Raw genomic sequence first — 19797 nt, 5'->3', positions numbered from 1 at the left:
GACCTCAGTTTCTCGCGGAGATTCCCTAGCGTTCGCCCTCCTACCGTCTAGTGCATGAGCGAAATCCTCAGCGCCATCGAATCGGACGACGCGGTGGCGCAGGACTTCGAGGCCCTGCCCGTGCCGGAGTGCTACCGCGCGGCGGTGGTCGAGGAGAGCGACGCGGAGATGTTCGCGGGCGTTCCGACCCCGGCCAAGGATCCGCGGCAGTCGTTGAAGGTGCGGGACGTTCCGACACCGGAGCTCGCGCCAGGTGAGGCGCTGGTCGCCGTCATGGCCTCCGCGATCAACTACAACACCGTCTGGACGTCGATCTTCGAGCCGGTGTCCACGTTCGGGTTCCTCCGGAAGCTGGGCGGCCGGCACGACCTGCCCTACCACGTGGTGGGTTCCGACCTCGCCGGTGTCGTGCTGCGCGTCGGTCCCGGTGTGACGGTGTGGAAGCCGGGCGACCGCGTTGTCGCGCATTGTCTCGACGTGCCGTTGGAGCACCCGGACGGCCACAACGACACGATGCTCGATCCGCAGCAACGGATCTGGGGCTTCGAGACGAACTTCGGCGGTCTGGCCGATCTGGCGCTGGTCAAGGCGAACCAGCTCATGCCGAAGCCCGAGCACCTCACGTGGGAGGAAGCTGCCTCGCCCGGCCTGGTCAACTCGACCGCCTACCGGCAGCTCGTGTCGGTCAACGGCGGCAACATGAAGCAGGGCGACACGGTCCTGATCTGGGGCGCGTCCGGCGGACTCGGTTCCTACGCCACGCAGTTCGCCCTGAACGGTGGTGCGACACCTGTCTGCGTCGTGTCATCACCGGACAAGGCTGAGATCTGCCGCTCGATGGGCGCCGAGCTGATCATCGACAGATCCGCGGAGGGCTACAGGTTCTGGAAGAACGAGCACGAGCAGGATCCGCGCGAGTGGAAGCGGTTCGGTGCCCGCATCCGTGAGCTGACCGGTGGCGAGGACCCGGACATCGTGTTCGAGCATCCCGGCCGTGAGACGTTCGGTGCTTCGGTGTTCGTGGCGCGCAAGGGCGGCAAGATCGTCACCTGCGCGTCCACGTCCGGATATCTGCATCAGTACGACAACCGCTACCTGTGGATGAACCTCAAGCACATCGTCTCGTCGCATTTCGCCAACTATCGCGAGGCGTGGGAGGCGAACCGGTTGGTGGCCAAGGGGAAGATCCATCCGACACTGTCCAAGGTGTACTCGCTCGACGAGACGGGGCAGGCCGCGCACGACGTCCACCGCAACGCCCACCAGGGCAAGGTCGGCGTGCTGTGCCTGGCGCCGTCCGAGGGACTGGGGGTGCTGGATCACGAGCTGCGCGACAGGAACATCGACGCGATCAACCGATTCCGCTCCTGAAGACTGAAGGTTCCCGCGATGACGGAAGAAGTAGTCGCGCCGGCTTCGGCGTGCCCGTTCCCGTTCGCCCGCGATGCCCGGCACCCGCTGGACCTGCCGCCGGAGTACGCGAGGTTGCGTGCCGACCGGCCGGTTCAGAAGGTGACGACACCGGCGGGCGACACGGCGTGGCTCGTGTCCAGGTATGTGGACGTGCGTGCTCTGCTGGCGGACACGGACCGGTTCTCTGCCGAGGTGATGAACCCCGGCTATCCGCGCTACCTGTTCCCCGTCGACCCGCAGCCGGGCGCGTTCGTGACGGTCGACCCGCCGGACCACACCCGGTACCGGCGCATGATCATGTCGATGTTCACCAAGAAGAAGGCCGAGGAGGTGAGGCCTTCCGTGCAGAAGCTGGTGGACGAGCGGATCGACGCGATCCTGAAGCTGCCCCAGCCGGCCGACCTGGTCACGCACTTCGCGCGCCCGATTCCGTTGACCGTCGTGTGCGAGCTGCTCGGCGTGCCCTACAAGGACCGCATGGCGTTCGGCCGCTGGATCAACACCCTGGTGGAGACGACCTCTTCGCAGGCTCACCGCAACGCGGCGGCGGGTGCCCTTTTCGGCTACCTGACGAAGCTGGTGGCGCAGAAGGAAAAGGAACCCACCGACGACGTGCTCGGCCGGCTCGTGACGAACCAGATGGCCGCAGGCGAGCTGAAGCGCGAAGAAGCCGTCGTCATCGGCATGATGCTGCTCTCGGCCGGCTACGACACGACGGCGTCGTCGATCGCGTTGAGCATCCTGACGCTGCTGGAACACCCCGAACAGCTCGTGAAACTGCGCGAGAACCCCGACCTGATCGTCAGTGCCGTCGAGGAACTGTTGCGGCATCAGAACGTGATGCAGTGCGGTGTCGGCCGGGTGGCCAAAGTGGACCTGGAGATCGCCGGTCAGCAGATCAAGGCGGGGGAGGGGGTCATCGCCCTGCTCTCGTCGGCGGACCGTGACGAGTCGGTGTACTCGGACGCCGACGCCCTCGACATCACCCGCAAGGACAGCACGCCTTTGGCGTTCGGGCACGGCATCCACAGCTGCATCGCGAAGTTCCTGTCCCGCGTGGAGCTTCAGGTAGCGCTGCTGACGCTGATCACCCGCGTCCCGACTCTGGCTCTGGCGAAACCCGCCGACGAACTGCGTTTTCGCGACGGCGCGATCGTCTACTCGCTGCGGGAGCTTCCCGTTACCTGGTAAGTGCTTTCTGCCAGGGGCGTCCCTCGTCGCAGGGGCGCCCCTGGTCGTGTCTAGGGGTATGCCAGGCGCCCGGACGCGAGGATTCCTGACAGGTCGCGTCTCGAGATGGGTTGAGGGATGGACAACGAACAGAAGCTCCGGGACTACCTCCGCCGGGCCAGTACGGACCTTCAGCGCACCAAGCGGCGGCTGCAGGATCTCGAGGCGGCCGCGGCGGAACCGATCGCCGTCGTCGGCATCGGCTGCCGTTTCCCCGGCGGGGTGCGCAGTCCCGAAGATCTGTGGCAGATGGTCGTGAACGGCGAGCACGGCATCCGCGCGTTCCCGGCCGATCGCAGCTGGGACCCGGAGATGCTCGCCCTGTCGTCGAGCGACCAGGGTGGTTTCCTGGAGGGCGCCGGCGAGTTCGACGCCGACTTCTTCGGCATCTCGCCGCGCGAGGCCATGGCGATGGACCCGCAGCAGCGCCTGCTGCTGGAGGTCACCTGGGAGGCTCTGGAGCGCGCGGGCATCGACCCGCACGCGTTGAAGGGCAGCCAGACCGCCGTCTTCGCGGGCGCGATGAACCAGGACTACCAGCTCGGCCCCGGTGAGGGCGGCGAGGGCATGGTCCTGCTCGGCTCGTCGAACTCCGTGATCTCGGGCCGCGTCTCCTACACCCTCGGCTTCGTCGGCCCGTCCGTGACGCTGGACACCGCCTGCTCTTCTTCTTTGGTGGCAATGCATCTGGCGATGCAGTCGCTGCGCGCCGGCGAGTCTTCACTGGCTCTCGCCGGTGGCGTCACGGTCATGGCCAACCCCGCGACGTTCGTCGAGTTCTCGCGCCAGGGCGGCCTGTCTTCCGACGGCCGCTGCCGCTCGTTCGCCGACTCCGCCGACGGCACCGGCTGGTCCGAGGGCGTCGGCATGCTGGTCCTGGAACGCCTGTCCGATGCTCGGCGCCACGGCCACGAGGTCCTGGCCGTCCTGCGCGGCTCCGCGATCAACCAGGACGGCGCCTCCAACGGCCTGACCGCGCCCAACGGCCCGTCGCAGCAGCGCGTCATCAGGTCCGCCCTGGTGAACGCCCGCCTGACCAGCGACCAGGTCGACGTGGTCGAGGCGCACGGCACCGGCACCGTCCTGGGCGACCCCGTCGAGGCCCAGGCCCTGCTCGCCACCTACGGCCGCGACCGCTCCCCGGAACAGCCCCTGCTCCTGGGCTCGATCAAGTCCAACATCGGCCACACCCAGGCCGCCGCCGGTGTCGCCGGCGTGATCAAGATGATCATGGCCATCCGCGCCGGCGTCGTGCCGCAGACCTTGGGCGTGGACACCCCGTCCACCCACGTCGACTGGGACGCCGGCGCCGTCCAGCTCGTCACCTCGAACACCCCGTGGCCCGCGACCGGCAGGCCGCGCCGCGCTGCGGTGTCGTCGTTCGGCCTCTCCGGTACCAACGCACACACGATCATCGAAGAAGCGCCCGCGCCGGAATTGTCAGACCCCTCTGAGACGATTGGAGTGGGGGGTGGCTCCCCCCAGGGGGTCGGCGAATCCGTATCGATTCCGAACGTCGGGGCCGTGCCGTTCCTGGTCTCGGGCCGGTCGCGTGAGGCGTTGCGCGCCCAGGCCGAGCGACTGCTCAATGTCGTTGACACGCCTGCGCTTGACCTCGCGTACTCGCTTGCGACCACCCGCGCGTCGTTCGACCACCGCGCCGCGATCGTTGGTGACCTCCGCGCCGGTCTGGAAGCCCTGGCCAACGGCACCCCGGCTCCCGGTCTGGTTCAAGGCACCGCGGCGCGCGCGAAGCAGGCGTTCCTGTTCACAGGCCAGGGCGCCCAGCGCGTCGGCATGGGGCGTGACCTCCATCAGCGCTTCCCCGTCTTCGCCGAGGCCTTCGACGCGGTACTGCAGCACCTCGACCCGAAGCTGAAGGACGTCATCTGGGGCTCCGGCGAGCTCGACCAGACCCGGTACACGCAGCCGGCGCTGTTCGCCATCGAGGTCGCCCTCTACCGCCTCGTCGAGTCGTGGGGCCTCAAGCCGGACTTCGTGGCCGGCCATTCCATCGGTGAGATCGCCGCCGCCCACGTCGCCGGCGTGTTCAGCCTCGAAGACGCGGCCAAGCTCGTCACCGCTCGCGCCGACCTGATGCAGACCCTGCCGACCGGCGGCGTGATGATCGCGATCCAGGCCACCGAGGGCGAGGTCACCCCGCACCTGACCGAGGGCGTCTCCATCGCCGCGATCAACGGTCCGCGGTCGCTGGTCATCGCCGGTGTTGAACAAGAGGTTCGTAGGATCGTTGAACAATTCAATGATCGCAAGACGCGGCAGCTCCAGGTCTCCCACGCCTTCCACTCGCCGCTCATGGAGCCGATGCTCGACGAGTTCCGCGCGGCGATCTCCGGGATCATCTTCGAAGCGCCGATCATCCCGCTGATCTCCACCGTGACCGGCGAGCAGGCGCGCGTCGAGCAGATCACCTCGGCCGACTACTGGGTGTCGCACGTCCGCGAGACCGTGAGGTTCGCCGATGGCATCGCGTGGCTCACCTCGCACGGCGTCACGCAGTTCCTGGAGATCGGCCCGGACGGCATCCTGTCCGCGATGGTGCAGGACAGCGCCGACGACATCGTCGCCATCCCGCTGCTGCGCAAGGACCGCGACGAGGCCGAGGCCATCACGTCCGCGCTCGCCGGCCTGCACGTCCGCGGCACCAGGGTCGACTGGCCCGCCTACTTCGCCGGCACGGGCGCCGCCCGCGTCGAGCTGCCGACGTACGCGTTCCAGACCAAGCGCTACTGGCCCAAGGGCGGCGGCGGTTTCCAGGACCCGCGTGCCGCTGGTCTCGGTGCGGCGCAACACCCGTTGCTGACGGCGACCGTGTCGTTCGCCGACCAGGACGGCGCTCTGCTCACCGGCCGCCTGACCCGGCAGACCCACCCGTGGCTGGTCGATCACGCCGTGCGCGGCGCGGTTCTGCTGCCCGGCACGGCCTACCTGGAGCTCGCGATCCGCGCGGGCGACGAGGTCGGCTGCGACCGCGTCGAGGAACTCACGCTGACGGCACCGCTGATCGTCCCCGAGCGCGGCGGCGTGCAGGTGCAGCTGTGGATCGGCAACGCCGACGCGAACGGCCGCCGCACCGTCAAGATCTACTCGCGCGCCGAGGGCGCCGACGACGAACCGTGGACGCAGCACGCGATCGGTGTGCTGGGCGCGCCCGCACGTGAGATCTTCTTCGACACCACGGTGTGGCCGCCTGCGGGAGCCACCGCGCTGGACACAGAGGGCTGCTACGAGAACTTCGCCGCGATGGGCTTCGAGTACGGGCCCGTCTTCCAGGGACTCCGAGCAGCCTGGCGCGGCGAGGACGGCGTCGTGTACGCCGAGGTCGCGCTGCCGGAAGGCGTCGAGACGGCCGGATTCGGCCTGCACCCGGCACTTCTGGACTCGGCCCTGCACGCCGCTCTCGTCATCAGGGCGAGGGGCGAGGCCGGTCTGCCGTTCTCGTGGGAAGGCGTGTCGCTGCACGCGACCGGCGCCTCGACGCTGCGGGTCCGCCTGACCCGCTCGGGCGGCAACGCCTACGCCATCGCGGCGGTCGACGGTGCCGGTGCGCCGGTCGCGTCGGTCGACTCGCTCGTGGTGCGCGCGGTCGCCGCTGAGTCCTCTGTGGACCGTGACTCGCTGTTCCAGATCGACTGGGTGCCGGTGACGGTTCCCGCCGCGGGCACCGCGTTCTCCGTGCTGGGCGAGGACGTCTTCGGGCTCGGCGGAAGTGTGGACGCTGACGTCGTCGTCGTACCGGTTCTGGGCTCTGAGGACGTCGTCGCTTCGGTGCACGACCTGACCGAACGGGTTCTTGGACTTCTGCAAGAGGAACGCGACGAGCGCATCGTGTTCGTCACGAGCAGCGCCGACCTCGCTTCCGCCGCGGTGTGGGGAATGGTGCGTTCGGCGCAGTCCGAGTCACCCGGCCGGTTCTCGCTGGTCGAGCTGGACGGCACTCCCGGATCTCTGGCCGCGTTCGCCGCCGCGATCGGTTCCGAGGAGCCGCAGCTGGCGTTGCGCGACGGCGAGATCTACGCGCCGCGCCTGGCCCGCGCAGAGATCGAGGAGACCCCCGTCGAGTGGGGCGCGAAGGTCCTGATCACCGGTGGTACCGGTGGCCTGGGCAAGGTCATCGCGCGGCACCTGGTCGCTGAGCACGGCGTGCGTGAGCTGGTGCTGGTAAGCCGTCGTGGCACGGGTGACGTGTCGGAGCTGGAAGAGCTGGGCGCCACCGTCTCCGTCGTCGCGTGCGATGTCGCGGACGCTGAAGCCGTGGCCGCTCTCGTCGCCGAGCAAGAGATTTCGGCTGTCGTGCACAGCGCGGGTGTGCTGGACGACGGTGTGATCTCGTCGCTGACGCCGGTGCGCCTGCACGCGGTGTTGCGCCCCAAGGTCGACGCTGCGTGGAACCTTGCGACCGCGCTGCCGTCCGTGCCGCTGGTCCTGTTCTCGTCGCTCGCGGGCACGTGGGGCACGGCCGGTCAGGCGAACTACGCGGCAGGCAACCACTTCCTGGACGCGCTGGCGGAGTACCGGCGCTCGCAGGGCGCGCACACGGTGTCGCTGGCGTGGGGCGCTTGGGCGGTCGAGGGCATGCTGTCCGACGCGGACGCCGAGCGCATGACGCGAACCGGCATGCCGCCGCTGACCGTCGAGCAGGGCCTCGGGTTGTTCGACCGCGGCGTGGCTTCTTCCGCAGCGGTGCTGGTTCCGGCGCGGCTCGACCTGGGGACGTTGCGGCAGCGCGGCGAGGTGCCACTGTTGCTGCGCGGCCTGATCCGGATGCGGACGCGCCGCGCCGCCGCCGGTTCGGAGACCGCCGACACGCTGATCCGCCGCCTGTCGGGACTGGGCGCGGAGGAGCGTTCGGACGCGGTGCTGGAGCTCGTCCGCGGCCAGGTCGCCGCGGTGCTCGGGCATGCGAGTGGTGACGAGATCGAGCCGTCGCGCCAGTTCCAGGACCTGGGCTTCGACTCGCTGACCGCCGTCGAGCTGCGCAACCAGCTGACCGCGGTGACCGGGCTGCGGCTGCCCGCGACGATGGTGTTCGACTACCCGACGCCGGTCGCGCTGGCAGCGCACCTGCTGGACGAGCTGTTCGACGGCGCGACCGACGTCGTTGTGCCGTCTGTCGCCCAGGCCGCCGTTTCCGGCGACCCGATCGTGATCGTCGGCATGGGCTGCCGCTATCCGGACGGCATCGGCTCGGCGGACGACCTGTGGCGGCTGGTGTCCGAGGGCGGCGACGCGGTGTCGGGCCTGCCGTCGAACCGCGGCTGGGACCTCGAGAACCTCTACCACCCCGACCCCGACCATCCCGGCACGACGTACTCGCGTTCGGGCGGCTTCCTGCACGACGCGGGCGAGTTCGATGCCGGGTTCTTCGGCATGTCCCCGCGTGAAGCGCTGGGCACGGACTCGCAGCAGCGCATCCTGCTGGAGGTCGTGTGGGAGGCGATCGAGCACGCCGGCATCGACCCGGTCTCGTTGCGCGGCACGCAAACCGGTGTGTTCGCGGGCGTGATGTACAACGACTACGGCGCGCGGCTCGGCGGTGGTGACTTCGAGGGCTTCCAAGGCTCCGGCACGTCACCGTCCATTGTGTCCGGTCGTGTCTCCTACACCCTGGGGCTGGAAGGCCCCGCGGTCACCGTTGACACCGCTTGTTCGTCGTCACTGGTCGCGATGCACTGGGCGATGCAGGCTCTGCGCGCGGGGGAGTGCTCGCTGGCGCTGGCCGGTGGTGTGACGGTGATGTCGACGCCGACCGCGCTGATCGAGTTCTCCCGGCAGCGCGGGCTGTCACCGGACGGCCGCTGCAAGGCGTTCTCCGACTCGGCCGACGGTGTGGGCTGGTCCGAGGGCGCTGGTGTCGTGGTGCTGGAACGCATGTCTGACGCCGTGCGCAACGGGCACCCGATCCTCGCCGTGATCCGCGGTTCCGCCGTGAACCAGGACGGTGCCTCGAACGGCCTGATGGCACCGAACGGACCGGCTCAGCAGCGCGTGATCCGTGCCGCGCTGGCGAATGCGGGGCTGGCAACGTCCGATGTGGACGTTGTCGAGGCGCACGGCACCGGTACGACGCTCGGTGACCCGATCGAGGCGCAGGCACTGCTCGCGACCTACGGCCAGAACCGCTCGGAGCCGCTGCTGCTCGGTTCGGTCAAGTCGAACATGGGCCACACGCAGGCCGCCGCCGGTGTGGCCGGCGTGATCAAGATGGTGCAGGCGATGCGGCACGGCGTGCTGCCGCAGACGCTGCACGTCACCACGGCGTCCTCGCACGTCGACTGGACCGAGGGCGCCGTTGAGCTGCTGACCTCCTCGCGCGAATGGCCTTCTGCCGACCGGCCTCGCCGCGCGGGTGTCTCTTCGTTCGGTATCTCGGGTACCAACGCGCACATCATCATCGAACAGCCGCCTGCCGTTGACGCTCCGCCTTCCACGCCTGCGGACGTTGTTGTGCCGGTGGTGTTGTCCGGCCGCACGCGCCGTGCCGTTCGTGGTCAGGCCGCGCGGCTGCGTTCGTTCGTCGAGTCTTCTGAGGTGTCGTTGCAGGACTTGGCTTTCTCGCTGGCGACGACGCGTTCGGCGTTCGAGCAGCGGGCCGCCGTGGTGGCTTCCGGTCGGGAGTCGCTGCTGCGGGCGCTGGGTGCCCTCGCGACGGAGAACTCCGACGCCGCCGTGGTCGAGGGCGAGGTCACGCCGGGCAAGGTGGCGTTCCTGTTCTCCGGCCAGGGATCACAGCGCTTGGGCATGGGCCGCGAGCTCCACGCCCGCTACCCGGTGTTCGCCGCCGCTCTCGACGAGGTGCTGTCGAAGCTCCCTGTTCGTGACGTGATGTGGGGATCCTCCGAAGACAACCTGCAGCAGACCGGCAACGCTCAGCTCGCCCTGTTCGCGTTTGAGGTGGCGCTGTTCCGCCTCGTCCGGTCGTGGGGCGTGAAGGTCAACGCCGTGATCGGCCACTCGATCGGCGAGGTCGCCGCCGCGCACGTGGCCGGCGTGCTCTCCCTCGACGACGCCTGCACCCTGGTGTCCGCCCGCGCCCGCCTGATGCAGGCGTTGCCGACCGGCGGCGCGATGGTCGCCATCCAGGCAACGGAAGCCGAAGTCGCCCCGCTGCTGACGTCCGGCGTCTCGATCGCCGCGATCAACGGCCCGGCCTCGGTGACCGTGGCCGGTGTTGAACAAGAGGTTCGTAGGATCGTTGAACAATTCAACGATCGCAAGACCAAGTGGCTCCCGGTCTCGCACGCGTTCCACTCGCCGCTGATGGAGCCGATGCTCGACGAGTTCCGCCAGGTCGTCGACGATATTTCGTTCAACAATCCCACGATCCCGCTGTTCACTGGTGGGATTGTTGAACAATCCTCCGACCGGATTGTTCAACAATCCGACTACTGGGTGCGGCACGTCCGCGAGACCGTCCGCTTCCACGACGCGGTCGAGGCGGCGCGCGCTGCTGGCGTGACGACGTTCGTGGAGATCGGCCCCGAGGGTGCGCTGTCCGCGCTCGTCGACGACGCAATCCCGGTGCTGCGCAAGGACCGTTCGGAGGAGGCATCGGTCGCCCTGGCGCTGGGGCGCCTGTTCGCGTCCGGGGTGTCCGTGGACTGGAAGACGTACTTCGGCCCAGCACACCGGGTGACGCTGCCGACGTACGCGTTCCAGCACGAGTACTACTGGCCGCTGGGTTCCACTGCTCCGGTGGTGGCGGACGCGGACCCGGCGGATGCCCAGCTGTGGGCGGCGATCGAGCGCGGCGACACCCGCGAGCTCGCGGCGCTGCTGCGGCTGGGGGAGGAGCAGCGCTCGTCGCTGGACTCGCTGATCCCGGCGCTGTCGTCGTGGCGCGCGGGCAACCAGGAGAAGACGCTGCTCGACTCGTGGCGGTACCGGGTGTTGTGGGCGCCGGTCCGTGTCACGGGCACGCCCGTCTTGTCCGGCCACATCGTGGTTCTGACGACTCCCGCCGTCGACGCCGAGCCGTACCGCGCCGTGCTCGCGGCATACGGAGCGGAGGTCACGGTCGTCACGTCGGTCGCTGACGTGCCCGAGTGCGATCTCATCGTTTCGTTGGTGGCGTTGGACGAATCGCCATCCGACGTGCTCACCACGGGCCTGGAGCAGTCGATCCTGCTGGTCAAGTCCGTCGACACGCTGATCTGGGCGGTGACGTCCGGCGCGGTCGCGGCGGAGACCTCCGACTCGGTGCGTTCCGCCGCGCAGGCCGCGGTGTGGGGCTTCGGCCGTGCCGCCGCACTGGAGTACCCGCAGCGCTGGGCCGGTCTGATCGACGTGCCCGAGGTGCTGGACGAGAACGCGTTGCGCCGCTTCGTGTCCTGCGTCGCCGGTCTCGGCGGTGAGGACCAGCTTGCCGTCCGGTCGTCCGGCGTGATGGGCCGTCGTCTCGCGCACCGCCCGGTCGACGCGCTGCCGTCCGACTACACCGCCCACGGCACCGTGCTGATCACCGGCGGTACCGGTGGTCTCGGTGCCACGACGGCGAAGTGGCTGGCCGAGCGCGGCGTGCAAGGTCTTGTGCTGACGTCGCGTCGTGGCATCGACGCGCCAGGTGCGGCCGAACTCAAAGCCTCGCTGGAGGAACTCGGCCCACGTGTCTCGATCGTCGCCTGCGACGTGGCCGACCGCGACGCCCTGGCCGCGGTGGTCGCTGACATCGCTGACCTGTCCGGTGTCGTGCACACCGCCGGTGCGCCCAGCACGCTCCACTCGAACTGACAGAGCTGCCGGACTTCGCGACCGTGTTGTCCGCCAAGGTGATCGGTGCCACCAACCTCGACTCGCTGGTGGGCGACGTCGACTTCTTCGTGCTGTTCGGCTCGATCGCGGGTGTGTGGGGCAGCGGCGGCCAGGCGGCCTACGGTGCCGCGAACGCCTACTGCGACGCTCTCGCCGAGGCCCGCCGCGCCCGTGGCCTGCGGGCGACGTCGATCGCGTGGGGACCGTGGGCCGAGGTCGGCATGGCGACGCACGAGGCCATGTCCGACAACCTGGCACGCCGCGGCCTGACGTTCCTGCGGCCCGACCAGGCCGTGGCCGAGCTCAACCGCGCCGTGATGCACGACGACACCTGCGTCACCGTCGTCGACATCGACTGGGACACCTACTTCCCGCTGTTCACCTCGGTCCGTCCGGCACCGCTGCTGTCCGACCTGCCCGAGGTCAGGGCTTTGGCGGTCGTCGAGGAAGTCAGGCGCGACGACTCGGAGTTCGCGCGCAAGCTCCGTTCACTGTCCGAAGAGGACCAGACGCGCAAGCTGATCGAACTGGTGCGCGCCGAGGCCGCCGCGACCCTCGGCCACACCTCGGTCGAGGAGGTGGGGGAGAACCGCGCGTTCCGCGACATCGGTTTCGACTCGCTGACCGCCGTGGAGCTGCGCAAGAAGCTGTCCGACGCCACCGGTCTGCCGTTGCCCGCGACCCTGGTCTTCGACTACCCGACTCCTGTCGTCCTCGCCGATCACTTGCTGGCCGAACTGCTCGGCTCCGCTTCGGAGCAGGCCGTCTACTCGGCGCAGATCGACTCGGACGAGCCGATCGCGATCGTCGGCATGAGCTGCCGCTTCCCCGGCGACGCCAATACGCCGGAAGCGTTCTGGGAGATGGTGCTCGCCGGTACGGACGCGATCACGGAGTTCCCGGCGGACCGCGGCTTCGACATGGCGCAGATGTACGACCCGGACCCGGACCGTCCCGGCACCACCTATACGACGGCCGGCGGCTATCTGCCCGACGCGGGCGACTTCGACCCGGCGTTCTTCGGCATCTCCCCGCGCGAAGCCACCGGCATGGACCCCCAGCAGCGGCTGCTGCTGGAAACCACCTGGGAGGCCGTGGAACGCGCGGGCATCGACCCGGCGGCGTTGCGCGGCAAGAAGGTCGGCGCGTTCATCGGCTCCTCGTACATCGAGTACGGCGGCGGTGACGGCGGTTCCGAGGGTTACCAGGTCACCGGCACCTCGCCGTCCGTGCTGTCCGGCCGCGTCGCCTACGTGTTCGGCTTCGAAGGCCCCGCTGTCACCGTCGACACCGCGTGCTCTTCCTCTTTGGTGGCAATGCATCTGGCCTGCCAGTCGCTGCGCACGGGCGAGTCCGCCTTCGCCGTCGCCGGCGGCGCGACGATCATGCCGAACCCGAAGCCGCTGATCGCGTTCTCCCGCCAGCGCGCACTCGCGAAGGACGGCCGCTGCAAGTCGTTCTCGGACTCCGCGGACGGCATGATCCTGTCCGAAGGCGTCGGCATGCTCCTGCTGATGCGTCAGTCCGACGCACTCGCTGCCGGACATCGCGTCCTGGCCGTCATCCGCGGCTCGGCGGTGAACCAGGACGGCGCCTCGAACGGCCTCTCCGCGCCGAACGGCCCATCGCAGCAGCGCGTCATCATGCAGGCCCTGGCCAACTCCGGTATCGCGACCAACGACATCGACGCCCTGGACGCCCACGGCACCGGCACGTCGCTCGGCGACCCGATCGAGGCCCAGGCCCTCTTCAACACCTACGGCCGAGACCGCGACGCCGACCGCCCGCTCCTCCTCGGTTCGGTGAAGTCCAACATCGGCCACACCCAGTCCGCCGCCGGCGTCGCCTCCGTCATCAAGATGGTCATGGCGCTCCAGCACGGCGTCCTTCCCCGCACGCTGCACGCCGCCGAACCGTCCACGCACGTCGACTGGAGCCCCGGCACCATCTCGCTGCTGCACGACACGACCCCATGGCCCGACACGGGCCGTGCCCGCCGTTGCGCCGTCTCATCGTTCGGCATCAGCGGTACGAACGCCCACGTGATCTTGGAGGCCGCGACCGCGCCAGAACTGTCGGTGCCGTCTGAGACGATTGGGATGGGGGGTGGATCCCCCTGGGGGGCCGGCGAATCGGTATCGATTCCGTGGCCGGTGTCCGCGAAGTCCGACGCCGCCCTGCGTGCACAGATCGCCGGGCTCGGCGAACTCACCGCGAACCCCGCAGACATCGCCCACAGCCTCAGCCTCCGCCCGGACTTCGACCACCGGGCCGTCCTGATCGACGGCGTCGAAACCAGGGGCATCGCCGACCTGGAGCGCAAGGTCGTGTTCATCTTCCCCGGCCAGGGCTCGCAATGGGTCGGCATGGGCGCGCAACTCCTCGACGAGTCGCCCATCTTCGCCGCCCGCCTGACCGAGTGCGCCGCCGCCCTGAAGCCGCACACCGACTGGAACCTCCTCGAGGTCATCCGCGGCGCGGGCAGCCTCGACCGCGTCGACGTCGTCCAGCCCGCGAGCTGGGCGATGATGGTGTCGCTCGCCGAGGTCTGGAAGCACCACGGCGTCACCCCGGACGCCGTCATCGGCCACTCCCAGGGCGAGATCGCCGCGGCAGCGGTCAGCGGAGCGCTCAGCCTCGAAGACGCCGCGAAGGTCGTCGCCCTGCGCAGCCAGGCCATCGGCCGCGTCATGTCGGGCCGCGGCAGCATCGTGTCGATCGGACTATCGGCGCAAGAAGTCCAGCCACACCTCGAAGAATGGGGCGACCGCCTCAGCCTCGCCGCCACCAACGGCCCGCGCAGCGTCGCCGTGTCCGGTGACCTGGAGGCGCTGGACGCGTTCTGCGGCAAGCTCGTCGAGCAGGGCGTACGAGTCCGCCGCATCGAGGTCGACTACGCCTCGCACTCGGCTCAGGTCGAGGACATCCGCGACGACGTGCTCAATGACCTCGCGAGCATCAGGCCGCAAACGCCGCACACGAAGTTCCTCTCCACGGTCACCGGCGAGTGGAACGACGCGAACACCGACGCCGAGTACTGGTTCACGAACCTCCGCCAGACCGTGCACCTGTACGAAGCCGTCGAGGAGCTGATCAGCACGGGACACCAGGTGTTCGTGGAGGTCAGCTCGCACCCGGTGCTCACGCCGGGCGTGCAGGACGCGCTGGAAGGCAAGCGCGGCGTCGTCACCGGCACGTTGCGCCGCGACACCGGCGGCCTGCAGCGCGTCCTCATGTCACTGGCCGAAGTCTGGGTCCGCGGTTTCCCGGTCAAGTGGCGCCTCGACGGCACCCGCGTCGACCTGCCCACCTACCCGTTCCAGCACGAGCGGTTCTGGATCGGCCCGCCGCAGCACCCGGTCGCGGCGCCGGACCAGGACCCGGCGGACACCGCGTTCTGGCAGGCCGTCGAGCAGTCCGACCTTGCGGCGCTCACCCAGAGCCTGCACCTCGACGAGGACACGCTCGCCGCCGTCCTGCCCGCACTGAACACCTGGCGCCAGAGCAGCCGTGATCAGTCCACAACGGACTCCTGGCGTTACCGCACGACGTGGAAGCCGTTGCGCGGTCTCAGCAACGGCAAGCTCACCGGCACCTGGGTCGTCGTCACCACAGACGGCATCGACGACACCGACGTCGTCGCCGCGCTCGGTGACGTGCAGCGAATCGTCCTGGACGCCAACGACGACCGCGCTGCCGTAGCGGCAAAGTTGGTCGAGACGGACCGTATCGTCTCGTTGCTGCCCACCGATGAACGCCCCGGCCCGCTCGGCCTGCCGCTCGGCTTGCTGCTGACCATCAACCTGATCAACGCGCTCGGCGACGCCGGCAGCACCGCCCAGGTCTGGAACATCTCCCGCAACGCCCTCTCGACCGGCCGCGCGGACACCGTCGCCCACCCGGCGCAGGTGCAGGCGATCGGCATCGGCTGGACCGCCGCGCTGGAGCACCCGCAACGCTGGGGCGGCTCCATCGACCTGCCGGAACGGTTGGACGCCCGCGCGACGCAACGGTTCGTCTCGTTGCTCGCGAACGCGGGCGACGAGGACCAGCTCGCCATCCGCGCGTCCGGTGTTCTCGCGCGCGCGTAGTCCGTGCTCCGTCGAAGCCCAGCGGCACAGACTGGACCCCGCGCGGCACCACGATCATCACTGGCGGCACCGGAACGCTCGGCCCGCACGTCGCCCGCTTCTTCGCGCACAAGGGTGCCGAACACCTGGTGCTCACCAGCCGCCGCGGTCTCGACGCACCGGGCGTACGTGAACTCGTTGCGGAGCTGGAAGAAATCGGCACGCCCACGACGGTCGTCGCGTGCGACATCGCTCGCAGGGACGACGTCGAGCGCATGCTGGACGACCTACGCGCCGATGGCCGTGAGATCCGGTCGGTGATCCACACCGCGGCGGTGATCGGCCTGCACTCGATCGACGAGTCCACTGTGGAGGGTCTACGCGAGATCCTCGCCGCCAAGGTCGACGGCGCCACCCACCTGGACGAGCTGCTGACCGAGGACCTCGACGCGTTCGTGCTGTTCTCGTCGATCTCCGGCATGTGGGGCTCGGGCAACCACGCCTCCTACGTCGCCGGCAACGCCTACCTGAACTCGCTCGCCGCCAACCGTCGTGCGCGTGGGCTCAAGTGCACCTCGATCTCGTGGGGCATCTGGTCCGACGACATCGGCCTCGGCCGCGTCGACACCGAGCAGATCCGCCGCAGTGGCCTGGAGTTCATGAAGGCACGGCTGGCGCTGGCCGGTCTGCAGCGCGCGATCGAGGACGACGAGACCGAGATCGCCATCGCGAACATCGCCTGGGACCGCTACCACCCGGTCTTCACCGCGATGCGCCCGACCACGCTCTTCGAGGAGCTGCCGGAGGTCCGCGCTCTCGCGGTCGCCGCCGAGCAGACGTCCTCCAACGCTGACGGCGACTTCGCGTCCAAGCTCAGGGCCCTGCCGCCCGCCGAACGCGAACAGCAGCTGCTAGAGCTCGTCCGCGCAGAAGCCGCGTCCGTGCTGGGCATGGCCTCGGCCGACGCGCTGACCGAGCACCGGGCGTTCCGCGAGGCCGGCTTCGACTCGATCACCGCGGTCGACCTGCGCAACAAGCTCGCCGCCGCAACGGGTCTGGCGCTGCCGACCACGATGGTGTTCGACCACCCGAGCCCGCTCGCGCTGACCGAGTTCCTGCTCGGCGAACTGCTCGGCGCCGACGTTCCGGCCACCGCCCCTGTGATCGCCGCGGCCGCGTCCGACGACCCGATCGCGATCATCGGCATGGCCTGCCGCTATCCGGGTGGTGTGGCAACGCCGGAAGACCTGTGGAACGTCGTGGTGAACGGCGTCGACGCGATCTCCGGCTTCCCCACCGACCGCGGCTGGGACGGGGACTCCCTCTACAACCCCGACCCGGACGCCCCCGGTGGTGCCTACTCGGTGCAGGGCGGCTTCCTGCACGGCGTCGCGGACTTCGACCCCGGCTTCTTCGGCATCAGCCCGCGCGAGGCCCTGTCGATGGACCCGCAGCAGCGTCTGCTCCTCGAAACCGCCTGGGAGTCCATCGAACGCGCCGGCATCGACCCCCAGTCGCTGAAGGGATCCCTGACCGGAGCGTTCATCGGCGCCTCCTACCAGGACTACTCGGCGGGCGGCTCCGACCAGCCGGGCGACGAGGGCCACATGATCACCGGCACGCTCTCCAGCGTGCTGTCCGGCCGGGTCTCCTACCTGTTCGGACTGGAAGGCCCTGCTGTCACCCTCGACACGGCCTGCTCGTCGTCCTTGGTGGCGTTGCACCTGGCCTGCCAGTCACTGCGCGACGGCGAGTCGACCCTGGCTTTGGCCGGTGGCGTTTCTGTCATGGCGACGCCTGGCGCCTTCGTCGGCTTCTGCCGCCAACGCGCGTTGGCTAAGGACGGCCGCTGCAAGGCCTACTCCGACGCCGCCGACGGCATGACCCTCGCCGAGGGTGTCGGCCTGGTCCTGCTGGAACGACTCTCCGACGCCGTCCGCAACGGCCACCGGATTCTGGCGGTCGTGCGCGGCTCCGCGGTGAACCAGGACGGCGCCTCCAACGGCCTGACCGCCCCCAACGGCCCCTCCCAGCAACGCGTCATCCGCCAGGCACTGGCGAACGCCCGCCTGGAACCGTCCGAAGTGGACGCCGTCGACGGTCACGGCACCGGCACGACGCTGGGCGACCCGATCGAGGCCCAGGCCCTGCTCGCCACCTACGGCCAGAACCGTTCCGAACCGCTGCTCCTCGGCTCGATGAAGTCGAACATCGGCCACACCCAGATGGCCTCCGGTGTCGCTTCCATCATCAAGATGGTGCTGGCGCTGCGGGCCGGCGTACTGCCCCGCACCCTGCACGTCGACCAGCCCTCGACGAAGGTCGACTGGTCCTCCGGCTCCATCAAGCTCCTCGCCACCGAGGAAATCTGGCCGGAAACCGGCCGCCCCCGCCGCGCCGGCGTCTCCTCCTTCGGCCTTTCCGGCACAAACGCCCACGTAGTGCTAGAGGCCGCCCCCGAATCTGTGGACAACCCGTCCCCTGTGGGCAACTCCGCGGTGCCGGTGCTGCTGTCGGCGCGCGCGGACGAGGCGCTGAAACAGGTCGCGGGCCGCCTCCTCGAGGTCGACGCGGACCTCGTCGACCTGGCCGCGAGCCTCGCCACGAAGCGGTCCACGTTCGAGCGGCGCGCGGTCGTCGTCGCGAGCGACCGCGACGAGCTGGTGCGCGGCCTGACGGCGTTGCGCGACGACCAGCCGGACGCGTCCGTAACGCGGGGCCAGACCACGCGCGGCCGCACCGCGTTCCTGTTCACCGGACAGGGTTCGCAGCGCCTCGGCATGGGCCGCGACCTGTACCGGCGCTACCCGGTGTTCGCCGACGCGCTCGACGCGGTCTACGGCCATCTCGACGCGGACCTCGACCGCCCGCTGCGCGACGTCATGTGGGGCGAGGACGCGGAAGCGCTCAACCAGACCGGTTACGCGCAGCCCGCGATCTTCGCGGTCGAGGTCGCCCTCTACCGGCTCGTCGAGTCGTGGGGCGTCACGCCGGACTACCTGGCTGGCCACTCCATCGGCGAGATCGCCGCCGCGCACGTCGCCGGCGTGCTCAGCCTGGACGACGCGTGCACGTTGATCTCCGCCCGCGCCCGTCTGATGCAGACGCTGCCGACCGGCGGCGCGATGGTCGCCATCCAGGCCACCGAGGACGAGATCACCCCGCACCTCACTGACGGCGTCTCGCTGGCCGCGGTCAACGGGCCGGCGTCCGTCGTCGTGGCCGGTGTTGAACAAGAGGTTCGTCGGATTGTCGAACGATTCAACGAGCGCAAGTCCAAGCAGCTCGCCGTCAGCCACGCGTTCCACTCGCCGCTGATGGAGCCGATGCTCGACGACTTCCGGGCCGTGGTCGACGGTATTTCGTTCAACAATCCGACGATCCCATTGGTCACTCGTGGGATTGTTCGACAATCCGACCACTGGGTGCGGCACGTTCGCGAGACCGTCAGGTTCGCCGACGCCGTCACGCAGCTGGAAGGCAAGGGCGTGCGGGCGTTCCTGGAGATCGGCCCAGACGGCGTGCTCACCGGTATGGCGCAGGAGTCGCTCACCGAAGAGGCCGTGCTGGTCCCCGCACTGCGCCGCGACCGCGACGAGGTCGTGACGCTGCTGACCGCGCTGGCCGGCATCCACGTGCGCGGCACGACCGTCGACTGGGCCGCGTACTTCGCGGGCACCAACGCGACGGTCGAGCTGCCGACGTATCCGTTCCAGCACCAGCGCTTCTGGCCGGAACCCGTCACGGCGGACGGCAAGGACGGCGACTTCGTCGACGATGACTTCTGGGCTGCCGTCGAACGCGAGGACTTCGCCGCGCTGACGAAGTGGCGTTCGCGTAAACAGCAGTCCACAGTGGACTCCTGGCGCTACGCGGTCACGTGGAAGCCGATCACGACCTCGGCCGCCCTCACCGGCCCGTGGCTGGTCCTCACCGACCACGACGCGTCCGAGCTGATCGACGCGCTGGGCGTCGACACCATGGTCGTCGACCCTGCGTCCACCAGGGCAGAACTGGCCGAACAGGTTCGCGGTGACTACGCCGGCGTGCTGTCGCTGCTCGCGATCAACGCCGGCGTCGAGGATGCCCTGGTCCGCACTTCCGTTGTGGTACAAGCACTGGGCGACGCGGGAGTCGACGCCCCGCTGTGGGTCGCGACGCAGGGCGCGGTGTCGGTCGGCGGCGGTGAGCAGATCGCCAATCCCGGCCTCGCCGCGGTCCACGGCCTCGGCCGCGTGATCGCGCTGGAGCACCCGCAGCGCTGGGGCGGCTTGATCGACCTGCCCGCGACGCTCGACTGGAACACCGCGCG

Annotated in this window: 5 protein-coding genes; all 5 read left to right on the top strand. The window is 69.5% G+C overall.

Annotated features, from left to right (window positions below):
- The first annotated feature begins 54 nt into the window (after positions 1–54).
- The gene (gene ccrA / locus FXN61_RS25725; RefSeq protein ID WP_167976604.1) at positions 55–1371 is read left to right on the top strand and encodes a crotonyl-CoA carboxylase/reductase; all 1317 of its coding nucleotides are present in this window, start codon (positions 55–57) and stop codon (positions 1369–1371) included.
- An 18-nt stretch (positions 1372–1389) separates the two neighbouring features.
- Positions 1390–2604 carry a cytochrome P450 gene (locus tag FXN61_RS25720; protein ID WP_167976603.1) on the top strand — a complete coding sequence of 405 codons (1215 nt, stop codon included), beginning with the start codon at positions 1390–1392 and terminating at the stop codon, positions 2602–2604.
- A gap of 117 nt (positions 2605–2721) precedes the next feature.
- Positions 2722–11394, top strand: a complete 8673-nt coding sequence (locus FXN61_RS55655) for a type I polyketide synthase (RefSeq protein WP_188135484.1) — start codon at positions 2722–2724, stop codon at positions 11392–11394.
- A 23-nt stretch (positions 11395–11417) separates the two neighbouring features.
- On the top strand, positions 11418–15506 hold the full coding sequence (locus tag FXN61_RS55650) for a type I polyketide synthase (RefSeq protein ID WP_188135483.1): 4089 nt from the start codon (positions 11418–11420) through the stop codon (positions 15504–15506).
- Between the two features lie 53 nt (positions 15507–15559).
- On the top strand, positions 15560–19797 hold a 4238-nt coding region (locus FXN61_RS55645), incomplete at its 3' end, for a type I polyketide synthase (RefSeq protein ID WP_312877990.1).

Origin of the sequence: Lentzea indica, from assembly GCF_012184385.1 — a bacterium.
Taxonomy (GTDB): Bacteria; Actinomycetota; Actinomycetes; order Mycobacteriales; family Pseudonocardiaceae; genus Lentzea; species Lentzea indica.
This window is presented reverse-complemented; position numbering and strand designations above follow the sequence as displayed.